Source organism: Serratia sp. CY82433 (assembly GCF_052166535.1).
GTDB lineage: Bacteria > Pseudomonadota > Gammaproteobacteria > Enterobacterales > Enterobacteriaceae > Serratia > Serratia sarumanii.
This window is the reverse complement of record NZ_JBJNOR010000002.1, coordinates 172,817-185,453: the sequence shown is the minus strand read 5'-3', so window position 1 is coordinate 185,453 and position 12,637 is coordinate 172,817. Positions and strand designations below refer to the sequence as shown.

Annotated in this window: 12 protein-coding genes; 5 read left to right on the top strand and 7 right to left on the bottom strand. The window is 61.1% G+C overall.

The features are described 5' to 3' along the window. Nucleotide 1 precedes the first annotated feature (1 nt). The 4 genes from ACJ8PI_RS14430 (at nt 2) to ACJ8PI_RS14415 (ending at nt 3,959) form a co-directional block, all read left to right on the top strand. Nucleotides 2-802, top strand: a complete 801-nt coding sequence (locus ACJ8PI_RS14430) for a threonine/serine ThrE exporter family protein (RefSeq protein WP_041033215.1) — start codon at nt 2-4, stop codon at nt 800-802. Beyond that, a complete protein-coding gene (locus ACJ8PI_RS14425) occupies nt 799-1,263 on the top strand; it encodes a threonine/serine exporter (RefSeq protein WP_033637072.1) in 465 nt (154 codons plus the stop codon). The genes ACJ8PI_RS14430 and ACJ8PI_RS14425 overlap by 4 nt, the downstream gene beginning before the upstream one ends. A 143-nt stretch (nt 1,264-1,406) precedes the next feature. Beyond that, on the top strand, nt 1,407-1,889 hold the full coding sequence (gene folA / locus ACJ8PI_RS14420; RefSeq protein ID WP_033637073.1) for a type 3 dihydrofolate reductase: 483 nt from the start codon (nt 1,407-1,409) through the stop codon (nt 1,887-1,889). 180 nt (nt 1,890-2,069) lie between these two features. After that, a complete protein-coding gene (locus ACJ8PI_RS14415; protein ID WP_041033219.1) occupies nt 2,070-3,959 on the top strand; it encodes a PhoX family protein in 1,890 nt (629 codons plus the stop codon). Between the two features lie 44 nt (nt 3,960-4,003). Here the strand turns inward: ACJ8PI_RS14415 and apaH are convergent, their stop codons facing one another. The 6 genes from apaH to lptD all read right to left on the bottom strand — a co-directional run bounded on the left by apaH (nt 4,004) and on the right by lptD (nt 10,759). Then, complete coding sequence (gene apaH, locus ACJ8PI_RS14410) at nt 4,004-4,855, bottom strand: bis(5'-nucleosyl)-tetraphosphatase (symmetrical) ApaH (protein ID WP_033637075.1); 852 nt, start codon at nt 4,853-4,855, stop codon at nt 4,004-4,006. 2 nt (nt 4,856-4,857) lie between these two features. Next, entirely contained in the window at nt 4,858-5,235 is a 378-nt protein-coding gene (apaG, locus tag ACJ8PI_RS14405) for a Co2+/Mg2+ efflux protein ApaG (protein WP_016929119.1), read from the bottom strand. A 12-nt stretch (nt 5,236-5,247) separates the two neighbouring features. Beyond that, complete coding sequence (gene rsmA, locus ACJ8PI_RS14400; RefSeq protein WP_033637076.1) at nt 5,248-6,066, bottom strand: 16S rRNA (adenine(1518)-N(6)/adenine(1519)-N(6))-dimethyltransferase RsmA; 819 nt, start codon at nt 6,064-6,066, stop codon at nt 5,248-5,250. After that, nucleotides 6,059-7,051 (bottom strand): 4-hydroxythreonine-4-phosphate dehydrogenase PdxA, encoded by a 993-nt coding sequence (pdxA, locus tag ACJ8PI_RS14395; RefSeq protein WP_164134609.1) that lies wholly within the window; start codon nt 7,049-7,051, stop codon nt 6,059-6,061. The genes rsmA and pdxA overlap by 8 nt, the downstream gene beginning before the upstream one ends. Continuing rightward, nucleotides 7,038-8,339, bottom strand: coding sequence for a peptidylprolyl isomerase SurA (gene surA / locus ACJ8PI_RS14390; protein WP_033637077.1), 1,302 nt, complete (start codon nt 8,337-8,339; stop codon nt 7,038-7,040). Before surA ends, pdxA begins: the two co-directional genes overlap by 14 nt. A gap of 65 nt (nt 8,340-8,404) precedes the next feature. Further along, nucleotides 8,405-10,759 carry an LPS assembly protein LptD gene (gene lptD / locus ACJ8PI_RS14385; protein ID WP_060457181.1) on the bottom strand — a complete coding sequence of 785 codons (2,355 nt, stop codon included), beginning with the start codon at nt 10,757-10,759 and terminating at the stop codon, nt 8,405-8,407. Nucleotides 10,760-10,986: 227 nt separating this feature from the next. Here lptD and djlA point away from each other — a divergent pair, with 227 nt between their 5' ends. Then, nucleotides 10,987-11,808, top strand: a complete 822-nt coding sequence (gene djlA / locus ACJ8PI_RS14380) for a co-chaperone DjlA (protein WP_033637079.1) — start codon at nt 10,987-10,989, stop codon at nt 11,806-11,808. Between the two features lie 142 nt (nt 11,809-11,950). Here the strand turns inward: djlA and rluA are convergent, their stop codons facing one another. Next, nucleotides 11,951-12,601, bottom strand: a complete 651-nt coding sequence (gene rluA / locus ACJ8PI_RS14375) for a bifunctional tRNA pseudouridine(32) synthase/23S rRNA pseudouridine(746) synthase RluA (protein ID WP_033637080.1) — start codon at nt 12,599-12,601, stop codon at nt 11,951-11,953. Between the last annotated feature and the right edge of the window lie 36 nt (nt 12,602-12,637).

Below are 12,637 nucleotides of genomic sequence, written 5' to 3'. Positions count from 1 at the left end.
CATGCAGCAGACTAACGCCACAGACCGGCCGGAGCCGCACCGGCAACAGCGTGAAATTACCCGCCTGTGCATTCAATGCGCGCTGCTGCTGTTGCAGCACGGCGCCGAGAGCACGGTGGTGGAACAGCTGTCGACCCGCCTGGGGCTGGCGCTGGGGATGGACAGCGTGGAAAGCTCGATCTCCGCCAATGCGGTGGTGTTGACCACCCTCAGTCACGGCGCCTGTCTGACCACCACCCGCAAGAACGTCGATCGCGGCATCAATATGCAGGTGGTGACCGAAGTGCAGCATATCGTGATCCTCGCCGAGCACCACCTGGCGGATGCGCACGACGTGGCGCGCCGCTTTGACAGGATCCGACCGTTACGCTACCCGCGCTGGCTGGTGGTGCTGATGGTGGGGTTGTCCTGCGGGTGTTTCAGCATGCTCAACGGCGGCGGCGGCGATGCTTTCCTGGTGACCTTTATCGCCAGCGGCGCGGCGATGCTGGTGCGCCAAATCCTCACCGCCCGCCATATGAATCCGCTGATCAATTTTTGCCTGACGGCGTTTGTCGCTACGTCGATCTCCGGACTGCTGCTGCGCCTGCCGGCTTTTAAAGACACCTCGAGCGTGGCGATGGCCGCCAGCGTGCTGTTGCTGGTGCCGGGCTTCCCGCTGATCAACGCGGTGGCAGACATGTTCAAGGGGCACGTCAATACCGGGCTGGCGCGTTGGGCGATGGCCAGCCTGCTGACGCTGGCGACCTGCATCGGGGTGGTGATGGCGATGTCGCTGTGGGATCTGCGGGGGTGGTCATGAGTCTGCTGTGGGCCTTGTTGCAGGAGATGCTGTTGGCGGCGGTGCCGGCGCTGGGCTTCGCCATGGTGTTCAACGTGCCGCTGCGCGCGCTGCGCTATTGCGCGTTGCTCGGGGCTATCGGGCGCGGCTCGCGCATGCTGATGATGCATGGCGGCATGAACATCGAGTGGGCCTCGCTGCTGGCGGCGATCCTGATCGGTATCATCGGTATCTACTGGTCGCGCTGGCTGCTGGCGCATCCGAAGGTGTTCACCGTGGCGGCGGTGATCCCGATGTTCCCCGGCATTTCCGCCTATACCGCGATGATAACGGTGGTGGAGATCTCGCATCTGGGCTACAGCGAAGCCCTGATGGAGACCATGATCACCAACTTCCTCAAGGCCAGTTTTATCGTTGGCGCATTGTCGATCGGCCTGTCGTTGCCGGGCCTGTGGCTGTACCGTAAACGCCCCGGCGTGTGAAATGACCTGGCGGGAGATCGTTGGTTATTAGATATACTGATAAGAGCTATCTTATATATTCATCTTGCTTGATTAGCCTATCGACGGCACTCAGGCCTTTACGTATAGTGTCACCAATTTTGCTGCCTACACAGGGTTAAACAATGATTATCAGCCTGATCGCTGCCTTGGCGGCGGATCGCGTTATTGGCATGGAAAACGCCATGCCGTGGCACCTGCCGGCGGACCTTGCGTGGTTTAAACGCAACACGTTGAATAAGCCGGTTATTATGGGCCGCAAGACCTTCGAGTCCATCGGCCGCCCGCTGCCGGGCCGCCACAATATCGTTTTGAGCAGCCGCCCGGGCAATGCCGCCGGGGTGACCTGGGTGACCTCGCTGGATGAAGCGCTGGCCGCCGCGGGCGAGGTGGAAGAAGTGATGGTGATCGGCGGTGGGCGCATCTATACCCAGCTGCTGCCGCGCGCCGATCGCCTGTACCTGACGCACATCGACGCCGAAGTCGGCGGCGATACCCACTTCCCGGATTACGAGCCGGACGAGTGGGAAACCACGTTCAGCGAATTCCACGACGCCGACGATCTGAACTCGCACAGCTACTGCTTCGAAATCCTGCAGCGCCGCTGATCTAAGCGCGTTAGCCAACTCTCCCCGGGGGCGCAAGCAATTGCGCCCCCGGCCTTTTTGCGCCCGTCGTTTGTAACCTTTCCGTCACATTACCTGATTAGTATGAAGCCCAACTCCGAGCGCCACGGCAACTCTGGTGAATCTTGACTGCGGCGCCATAACTAAAAAGGTAACCACGCTATGACCAAGCAAATTGAGCAATTAGACGCCGACCGCCTGATCGATCCCACTCGCCGCAAACTGCTGCTCGGCAGCGCCGGCGCCGTCGGCCTGGCCGGTTTTCTCGGCGGCGGCATCTGGTCGGTCTCCAGTGAGGCGTTGGCCGAGGATCTGCCGCCGAACAAGCTGTTGGGTTTTCAGGGCATCGCCGCGTCTACCGCCGATGAGGTGACCATCGCACCTGGCTACCGCGCCGAGGTGCTGATCTCCTGGGGCGAGCCGCTGGTGGACGGCGCGCCGGCCTTCGATCCGCAGGGCAACAACAGCGCCGCCGATCAGGAAAAACAGTTCGGCGACAATAACGACGGCATGAGCTTCTTCCCGATCGATGACAATCACGGCGTGATGGCCATCAATAACGAATACGTTAACGAGCAGTACCTGTTCGCTCACGGCGGCGCCAAGGCTACCAGCCTGGAAGAGGTGCGTAAATCGCAGGCGGCGCACGGCGTCTCCATCGTGGCGGTAAAGCGCGTCGGCGACGGCCAGCGCTGGGAGGTGGAGCGCCCGTCGCGCTATAACCGCCGCATCACCGCCAATACCGAAATGCAGTTCAGCGGCCCGGCCGCCGGGCACCCGTTGCTGCAGACCGCCGCCGATCCGAGCGGGCGCAAGGTGCTGGGCACTTTCGGCAACTGCGCCAACGGCAAGACGCCGTGGGGCACCTACCTGACCTGCGAAGAAAACTTCGATACCTACTTTGGCACTCATCAGGCTGATTACAAAACCACGCCGGAACAGAAGCGCTACACGCTGAAGGCCAGCGAACCGGAGCGCAACTGGCCGGACTATGACGAGCGCTTCGACGTGGCGAAGAACCCCAACGAATTCAACCGCCACGGCTGGATCGTCGAGATTGACCCGCTGAATCCGACCTCGACGCCCATCAAGCACACCGCGCTGGGCCGCTTCAAGCACGAGAACGCGGCGGTGACCGTGGCCAAAGATGGCCGTTTGGTGGTGTACATGGGTGACGACGAACGCGGCGAACATATCTATAAGTACGTTTCCAAAGGCGTGGTCGACGCCGCCAATCCGGCCAACAATCGCACGCTGCTGGACGAAGGGACGCTGTACGTGGCGCAGTTCGACGGCGATGAGGCCGGCACGCCGCTGAAGGGCAAAGGGCGCTGGATTGCGCTCGAGTTCGGCAAGAACGGCCTGACGCCGGAGAACGGTTTCCGCGACGAGGCCGAAGTGCTGATCTTCGCCCGCAAGGCGGCGCAGCAGGTCGGCGCCACCAAAATGGATCGCCCGGAGTGGATCGCGGTGAACCCGCATGACGGCCGCGCGTACTGCACGTTGACCAACAACAGCAAGCGCGGCGAGGAAGGGATGCCGCTGAACGCCGCCAACCCGCGGCCGAACAATATCTATGGCCAGATCATTCGCTGGGACGAGGGCGGCGACGCCACCGCCGGCACCTTCGCCTGGGACATCTATGCGCTGTGCGGCAACCCGATCGCCCACCCGGAAGGCGTCAACCGTGGCACGCCGAATATCACGGCGGAAAATACCTTCAACAGCCCGGATGGGCTGGGCTTCGATCGCGCCGGCCGCCTGTGGATCCTCACCGACGGCAAGTACAGCAACAAGGGCGATTACGCCGGGCAGGGCAACAACCAGATGCTGGTGGGCGATCCGATCAGCGGCGAAATTCGCCGTTTCATGGTGGGGCCGAAGTCCTGCGAACTGACCGGCATCACCTTCACCCCGGACTACAAGACGATGTTCGTCAACGTGCAGCATCCGGGAGAAGAGGGCGATTCGCACTTCCCAAACAACAGCCCGCGCCCGCGTTCATCGGTGTTGATGATCACGCGTGAAGATGGCGGGGTGATTGGGGCGTAAGGCGGTAAAGAGAGCAAAGGCGGCCTGGGGCCGCCTTGATGTTTTCAGAACGCGGCCAGCCTGCCGGCGTGGTCGGGCGCCTCGCCGCGATTAGCGGGCTGCGTGAAGTAACGGCGGTCTTCCCAGCGCAGCATCGTCAGATCGCCGCCCCAGCAGCAGCCTGTGTCCAGCCCGATCACGCCTTCCGGCGTGCCCTTGCCTTCCAGCGAGGCCCAGTGGCCGAAGACGATGGTGTATTCCGGATCCACCAGGCGCGGCAGCTCGAACCACGGTTTCAGCGGCGCGGGTGCGGTGCCCGGCGCATCTTTGCAGATCATGTCGAGCTGGCCGTTGGGGAAGCAATAACGCATGCGCGTCAGCGCATTGGTGCTGAAACGCAGACGCGCCAGGCCGCTCAGCTCCGGCGTCCAGTTGTTCGGCATATCGCCGTACATGGCGTCGAGGAACAGCGGGTAGCTGTCGCTGCTTAATACCGCTTCCACTTCGCGCGCGCACATTTTCGCGGTGTCGATATCCCACTGCGGGGTGATGCCGGCGTGCGCCATCACCAGCTTTTGCTCATCGTCCACCTGCAGCACCGGTTGGCGGCGCAGCCAGTTGATCAGCTCGTCGGCGTCCGGCGCCTCCAGCAGCGGGGTGATGCGATCTTTGGGTTTGTTGCGGCTGATGCCGGCGTAAACCGCCAGCAGGTGCAGATCGTGGTTGCCCAGCACCATGCGCACCGCCGGGCCGAGCGAGCGCACGAAGCGCAGCACGTCCAGCGAGGCGGGGCCGCGCGCCACCAGATCGCCGGTCAGCCACAGTTGATCGCGCTCGGGATCGAACGCAACCTGAGCCAGCAGCGACTTCAGTTCATCGAAACAGCCGTGAACGTCGCCGATAAGGTATGTCGACATAATTAATGGATCAGCGTTGGAATGGCTAAGCGAAACACGGGAATAGCGGTGCGGAACGGCTGACCCTGGTGGTCAACCATTTCGTAATGGCCTTCCATGGTGCCCAGCGGCGTTTCCAGAATGGCGCCGCTGGTGTACTGAAACTCTCCGCCGGGCGGAATGACGGGCTGTTCGCCGATCACGCCTTCGCCCTGAACTTCGGTTTGGCGGCCGTTGCTGTTGGTGATCAGCCAGTAACGGCCCAGCAGTTGCACGTCGGTCCGCCCCAGATTGCGGATGGTGATGGTATAGGCGAAGACGTAACGCTCTTCTTCAGGGATCGACTGTGATTCCACATAGATGCTCTGAACCTGAATACACACGCGGGGCGAATCAATCATGACAACAACTCCTTATTGCTGCGGCGCCGGATTGGCTGACAGCCAGTTCGCCAGCTTGCAGTACTGCGCCACAGAAATATTTTCTGCTCTGAGCGAAGGATCGACGCCCAGCTCCGTCAGCTGCTCCGGCGTGAACAGGTCGCCCAGGCTGTTGCGGATGGTTTTCCGCCGCTGGTTGAACGCCTGCGTGGTGATGCGGCTCAGCATGCGCACGTCGCCCACCGGATTCGGCAGCACGCTGTGCGGCACCAGACGCACCACGGCGGAATCGACCTTCGGCGGCGGCGCGAACGCGGTCGGCGGCACTTCCAGCACCGGAATGACGTTGCAGTAGTACTGCGCCATTACGGTCAAACGCCCGTAGGCCTTGCTGTTCGGGCCGGCCACCAGACGGTTGACCACCTCTTTTTGCAACATAAAGTGCATGTCGCGGATTGCCTGAGTATAGCTGAAAAGGTGGAACATCAGCGGCGTCGAAATATTGTACGGCAGGTTACCAAATACGCGCAGCGGTTGGCCAGCTTCCTCGGCCAGTTCGGCGAAATTCACCGTCATGGCGTCCTGCTGGTGGATGGTCAGCTTGTCTTTCAGCCGCGGGTGGTTTTCCAGCCGGGTGGCCAGATCGCGGTCCAGTTCGATCACCGTCATGCGGTCCATGCGCGCGCCGACCGGCTCGGTCAAGGCGCCGAGGCCGGGGCCGATCTCGACCACCGCTTCGCCCGGCTGCGGGTGAATGGCGGAGACAATGCTATCGATGACAAACTGATCGGTTAAAAAGTTTTGTCCAAAGCGTTTGCGGGCAAAGTGCCCTTGGTGGACTCTGTTATTCATTACAATTAATTATCATTTTAATGGCGAGATTCAGGGCCGTTTGGAAACTGCCGACATCGGCGGTGCCGGTGCCGGCCAGTTCCAGAGCGGTACCGTGGTCGACCGAGGTGCGTATGAAAGGCAAACCGAGGGTGATATTCACCGCGCGGCCGAACCCTTGGTATTTTAGCACCGGCAGCCCCTGATCGTGATACATCGCCAGCACCGCATCGGCATCTTGCAGATATTTGGGCTGGAACAGGGTGTCCGCCGGCAGCGGGCCGACAAGATGGATGCCCTCAGCGCGCAGCGCGTCGAGCGCCGGGATGATGGTGTCTATCTCTTCGTGCCCCATATGGCCGCCTTCCCCGGCGTGGGGATTCAGACCGCAAACGTAAATGTGCGGCCGGGGGATGCCAAATTTGGTTTTCAGATCGTGGTCGAGGATGCGGATGACTTCGAACAGGCTCTGTTGCGTGATGGCGCCCGGCACCGCCAGCAGCGGCAGGTGGGTGGTCGCCAGCGCCACGCGCAGCTCTTCGGTCGCGAGCATCATCACCACGCGATCGCAGCGGCTGCGATCGGCAAAGAATTCGGTATGGCCGATAAACGGCACGCCGGCGTCGTTGATCACGCCCTTGTTCACCGGGCCGGTGATCAGCGCGGCGAATTCGCCGTTCAGGCAGCCGTCGCAGGCGCGCGCCAGGGTTTCCACCACGTAGGCGCTGTTGCCGACGTTCAGCTCCCCGGCGGTGACCGGCTGAGCGAGCGGCACCGGCAGCACGGTCAGCGTGCCGGCGCGTTGCGCTTCGGCCGGTTGCTGCGGCTGGTAGTCGCGCAGCGTCAGCGGCAGGCCCAAACGCTTGGCGCGTTCAAGCAGCAGGGCCGGATCGGCGCACACCACCAGCTCAACAGGCCAATCCTGTTGCGCCAGCGCTGCCACCAAATCCGGCCCTACCCCGGCGGGTTCGCCGGGGGTAATGACGACGCGTTTATTGCTGTGCATCGCTGCCATCGAGGATCTTCACGTAAGCCTGGGCGCGCTGTTCCTGCATCCAGGTCTGCGCTTCTTCGGCGAATTTACGGTTGAACAGCATGCGGTAAGCGCGATCTTTCTGCGCGGCGTCGGTCTTATCCACCTGACGAGTGTCCAGCAGCTGAATCAGGTGCCAGCCGAAGGAAGAGTGGACCGGCGCGCTGATTTCACCCTTGCTCAGCTTCAGTAACGCATCGCGGAAGGCCGGATCGTAGATGTCCGGGGAAGCCCAGCCCAGATCGCCGCCCTGCATGGCAGAACCCGGATCCTGCGACAGCTGTTTGGCTTCGTCGGCAAACTTGGCGCGGCCGCTCTTGATCGCTTCCGCCACGGATTGCAGCTTGGCGCGCGCCTGATCGTCGGTCAGCACCACCGAAGGTTTCAGCAGGATGTGACGGGCGTGCACTTCGGTAACCGACACCGACTGGCTGGCGCCGCGGATGTCGTTCACTTTCAGGATGTGGAAGCCGACGCCGGAACGGATTGGGCCGACGACGTCGCCTTTCTTGGCGCTCACCAGACGTTCCGCGAACAGGGTCGGGATCTCTTGCAGCTTGCCCCAGCCCATGTTGCCGCCTTTCAGCGCCTGAGAATCGGCGGAGTAGGTGATCGCCAGCTTGCCGAAGTCGGCGCCGCTGTTGATCTCACCCACCAGGCGTTTGGCCAGCTCTTCGGCTTTGTCGACCTGCTGCTGCGACGGATTCTCCGGCAGCGGGATCAGGATGTGGCTGATGTTCATTTCGGTGTCGCTGCCGTTCTGCGCGCCCACCTGTTTCGCCAGCGCGTCCACTTCCTGCGGCAGGATGGTGACGCGACGGCGCACTTCGTTGTTACGCACTTCGGAGATCAGCATCTCTTTGCGGATCTGCGAACGGTAGGTGTTGTAGTTCAACCCTTCGTACGACAGGCGGCTGCGCAGCTGATCGACGCTCATCTTGTTTTGCGCGGCGATGTTGGCGATCGCCTTGTCCAGATCGGCGTCGGACACGGTGATGCCCATTTTCTTGGCCATCTGCAGCTGGATGTTATCCATGATCAGGCGTTCGATGATCTGATGGCGCAGCGTCTTGTCGTCCGGCAATTGCTGGCCGGCCTGCTGGGCGTTGAGCTTCACTGACTGCAACAGACCGTTGACGTCGCTTTCGAGTACCACGCCGTTATCCACGACGGCGGCGACTTTATCCACTTCTTGGGGTGCTGCGAACGCGGCATTGGCGCAAACCACCAATCCGAGAATAAGCGTTCTCCAGTTCTTCATACATTTCCCATTATGTAATCCGCAAATGCGGGTGAAAGTTCTCGTTTTCAAAGTGTTGCAAAGCGTCAGAATGCGCGCTGATACGGCAGAATGCCGGAGCGCAGCATTTCTGCGGAGCCGAGACTATGATCGCTGCTCAGGCCGCGCAGTTCGACGTTGAACGAAACTCTGTTGTCGTAAACGCTGTTGCTGTTGTTCCAGTCGGTGATCTTGCGCTCATAGCCCAGGGTCACTGCCCAGCAGCAGGTGTTGTACTTCAGCCCCACCAGCTGATCGGCGGATTGTTTGGCGCGGGTGTCGTAGTAATACGCCCCGACCACCGCCCAACGATCGGCGATCGGCCAGCTGCCGGTGATGCCCACCTGCGATATGCCGTCCTGGAAGGCCGGAACCGTTTTGGTGTTCAACGCCGTCTGGATGTATTCCGGCGTGGCGTAACGGTAGTTCAACTGCACCACGCGCTCGGCATCCTGGCGGTATTCCACCACGCCGTTGCCCAGCGAGACGCTGTTCAGGCGGGTGTCGTACTGCAGGCCGCCGCGCAGGCCCCAACGATCGTCGATTTTCCAATAGGTATCGCCGGCCCAGGCCACGCTGCCGGTATCGTCGTTGTTGTCGTACCCGGTTACCTGATCGCCGGTGCGCGAACGGCTGAAGTAGTAGATTTGACCCACGGAAGCGTTAAAACGTTCAACCAGCGCGTCATCATAAATGCGGGTGGTCAAACCGGTGGAGACGCGGTTCTGCGAAGCGATGCGATCCAGGCCGCTGTAGGTGCGGTCGCGGAACAGGCCGGAGTAGTCGGTCTGCAGCAGCGTGGTGTCGTAGGTGTAGATGTTGCTCTGGTCGCGGTAGGGCACGTACAGGTACTGTACGCGCGGCTCCAGCGTCTGGGTGGCGCCTTCGGCCCAGATCATCGGGCGTTCGAACACCAGCTTGCCGTCGACCTTGAACTGCGGCAATACGCGGTTGACCGAATCATCAAGCTCCGGTGCAACGGCGCCTTTGCGGCTCTGGTAGTTGGCGGCGAAACCGTCAGGAATATCCTGCTGGTAGTGGGTCGCCATCACCTTGGCTTCGGTGTTCAGGCTGGCCCAGCCGTTGGTCAGCGGCAGGTTGAGCGTCGGCTCCATATGCAGACGGGTGGCGTCCGGGCTGTACGGGTTGACGCTGGTGAACTTGGCCGCCTGGCCGTAAATATGGAAATCGAACGGGCCGAGGTCGTTTTTGTAGTAGTTCAGATCCAGCTGCGGCTGAACTTTATACGATTCCGACTGCGAGCGATCGGTATCGTCGTAAATCTGGAACTGCTTGGAACTCAGCGTGGCGTTCCAGTTCTCGTTGGCGTAGCCGAGGCTGAATTTCTGCGTGGCGTAGCCGTCGGTGGTGGAACCGTACTTGGAGTCCAGATCGGTGAAGTATTTGGAATCGCTGACCTTGGTGTAGTCGACGTTGAAGCGCCACACCTGATCCATGACGCCGTTGTGGTTCCAGTAGAACAGCCAGCGCTTGCTGTCGTCATGATCTTTGCCGTATTCCTTGTCGTCCGGCAACCAGTCGAACTCCATCAGGCCGAGGCCCGGCTGCACCAGATAGCGGAACTCGGTCTGCCACTGCAGGCCGCGCTTGGACATATAATGCGGCGTGATGGTGGCGTCGTAGTTCGGCGCGATGTTCCAGTAGTACGGCAACATGAACTCGAAGCCGTTGTTGCTGCCGTACTTGGCGTTCGGGATCAGGAAGCCGGAACGGCGCTTGTCGCCGACCGGCAATTGCAGGTACGGGCTGTAGAACACCGGCACGCCGCCGATGCGGAAGCGGGCGTTCCACACTTCCGCCACCTGCTCTTCGCGATCGTGGATCACTTCGGAGCCGACCACGCTCCAGCTGTCGTCGCCCGGCAGACAGGAGGTAAAGGTGCCGTTTTCCAGAATGGTGTAACGGTTGGCGCCGCGCATTTTCATCTTGTCGGCGTCGCCACGCCCCTGACGGCCTACCATTTGGTAGTCGCCTTCATAGACGTCGGTATCTTTGGTGTTCAGGTTCGACCAGGCCTTCGGGCCTTTCAGTTTGATCTGATTGTCGCTGTAGTGCACGTCGCCGGTGGCGGTAACCGTGCGCACCGGCTCCGCCTGGCCAGGGTTTTGCGTCTGGTTCAGCTCGACTTCTTTGGCGGTCAGGGTGCTGTTGCCCTGCTCGATATGCACGTTACCGCTGAACAGGGCGCTTTTCGGATAGTCGGCGCGCGAGTCATCGGCATTGATGGTGACCGGCAGGCTGTTCGGATCGCCGCTGACCAAAGGTTTGTCGTAAACGGGAACGCCAAGCATGCATTGCTCGGCCAGATCAGCCAGCGCGTGCTGACTGTAGAGTGCCGTCCAAATCATCGTGGCCAGCAGTGTTGGGAAACTTTTTTTCATACGCGGTTTTGGTGTTCCGTCATCAGAGGCGTCATGTCCGGCAAACGGTCAGAGACTATATTACTCATCTGCGTTGCGCTAGTGCTAAATCCAGCCGTTTACTTGCGTCGTCGTTAGGCGCAAAGATAAATGACAGGTATGATAATCCAAATTCTGGGAAAAATCGCCTGCGCCCTTTCCTGAAGCGAAGGGGGCGGGCGGCTTTCGGCATGATAATTGAGGAGTATATGCAGTATTGGGGAAAACTGCTCGGCGTCATCGTCGCCATTTGGTCTGGCGCGGGATTCTGGGGTGTAGTTCTGGGGCTGATTATCGGTCATATGATCGATACGGCGCGCAGCAATAAGCGCAGCCGGGGTTTCTTCACCGACCAGCAAACGCGGCAAACGCTGTTTTTCCGCACCACTTTTCAGGTGATGGGCCACCTGACCAAATCCAAAGGACGCGTTACCGAGGCAGATATCCAGATCGCCAGCCTGTTCATGGATCGCCTGCAGCTGCACGGCGAAGCGCGCACCGCGGCGCAGCAGGCGTTCCGCGAGGGGAAACAGAGCCAGTTCCCGCTGCGTGAGACGCTGCAGCAGTTCCGCAGCATCTGTTTTGGCCGCTTCGATTTGATTCGGATGTTTCTGGAAATTCAGATTCAGGCGGCGTTCGCCGACGGCTCGCTACACCCGAATGAACGCCAGGTGCTGTATGTCATCGCCGAAGAGCTGGGCATTTCGCATGCGCAGTTCGATCAGTTTCTCAGCATGATGGAGGGCGGGCGTCAGTTCGGCGGCGGTCAGCAGGGCGGGTATTCGCAGGGCGGCTATCAGCAGGCTCAGCGCGGCCCGACGCTCGACGATGCGTGCAAGGTGCTCGGCGTGCGCAGCAGCGACGATGCCGCCACCATCAAACGCGCCTACCGCAAATTGATGAGCGAACACCATCCGGATAAGCTGGTGGCGAAGGGCTTGCCGCCGCAGATGATGGAAATGGCCAAGCAGAAAGCGCAGGAAATTCAGGCGGCGTACGATCTGATCAAACGCGAGAAAGGCTTCAAATAACGATACCCGTCATACTTCGAGCTACAGGTGTGTTGGCTGCCTGCGCTTACCCCGGTCACGTACTTTTTGTACGCTCCCGGGGCTGCGCTTAGTTGCCGCCTTCCTGCAACTCGAATTATTTAGGGTATCCCTGAGATTAGCCTCAGAAATCCGGTTCGGCGCGAAAGTGCATCGGCGTCTGGAAGGCGGGGTGGGTGATGCGCAACTCTTGCGCATGCAGCTGCAGCCGCGGCGCCATCGCCTTGGCCTCCGGCGGGGCGTAGAAACCGTCGCCGAGGATCGGATGCCCCAGCGCCAGCATGTGCACCCGCAGCTGGTGCGAGCGGCCGGTGATCGGCGTCAGCTTCACGCGCGTGCTGCCGTCGGCGTCGCGCGACAGCACCTGATACTCCGTCTGCGCCGCTTTGCCGGTGTCAAAACACACCTTTTGTAGCGGCCGGTTCGGCCAGTCGCAGATCAGCGGCAAGTCCACCAACCCTTCGTCATGCGCCATATGCCCCCAAACGCGGGCGATATAGGATTTCTTCGGTTCGCGTTCGCGGAACTGACGCTTCAGCTCGCGCTCGGCGGCCTTGTTGAGCGCCACCACGATCACCCCGCTGGTGGCCATATCCAGCCGGTGCACCGATTCGGCGGCCGGATGATCGGCCTGAATGCGGGTCATCAGGCTGTCTTTGTTTTCCGGCGCGCGGCCGGGCACCGACAGCAAGCCGCTGGGCTTGTTGACCACCATGATGTGTTCATCCTGATACAGGATGTGCAGCGGGTCCTGCGGGGGATTGTAGGGTTCCATCTTGGCTCCGCGAAAAGGGCCGAACGGGGAGGCGGT

Coding starts and splice junctions, on each gene's coding strand:
- ACJ8PI_RS14425 (WP_033637072.1), top strand. CDS start 799: ATGAGTCTGCTGTGGGCCTTGTTGCAGGAGATGCTGTTGGCGGCGGTG.
- rluA (WP_033637080.1), bottom strand. CDS start 12,601: ATGGAACCCTACAATCCCCCGCAGGACCCGCTGCACATCCTGTATCAG.
- pdxA (WP_164134609.1), bottom strand. CDS start 7,051: ATGCACAGCAATAAACGCGTCGTCATTACCCCCGGCGAACCCGCCGGG.
- rsmA (WP_033637076.1), bottom strand. CDS start 6,066: ATGAATAACAGAGTCCACCAAGGGCACTTTGCCCGCAAACGCTTTGGA.
- apaG (WP_016929119.1), bottom strand. CDS start 5,235: ATGATTGATTCGCCCCGCGTGTGTATTCAGGTTCAGAGCATCTATGTG.
- apaH (WP_033637075.1), bottom strand. CDS start 4,855: ATGTCGACATACCTTATCGGCGACGTTCACGGCTGTTTCGATGAACTG.
- ACJ8PI_RS14415 (WP_041033219.1), top strand. CDS start 2,070: ATGACCAAGCAAATTGAGCAATTAGACGCCGACCGCCTGATCGATCCC.
- lptD (WP_060457181.1), bottom strand. CDS start 10,759: ATGAAAAAAAGTTTCCCAACACTGCTGGCCACGATGATTTGGACGGCA.
- djlA (WP_033637079.1), top strand. CDS start 10,987: ATGCAGTATTGGGGAAAACTGCTCGGCGTCATCGTCGCCATTTGGTCT.
- surA (WP_033637077.1), bottom strand. CDS start 8,339: ATGAAGAACTGGAGAACGCTTATTCTCGGATTGGTGGTTTGCGCCAAT.
- folA (WP_033637073.1), top strand. CDS start 1,407: ATGATTATCAGCCTGATCGCTGCCTTGGCGGCGGATCGCGTTATTGGC.
- ACJ8PI_RS14430 (WP_041033215.1), top strand. CDS start 2: ATGCAGCAGACTAACGCCACAGACCGGCCGGAGCCGCACCGGCAACAG.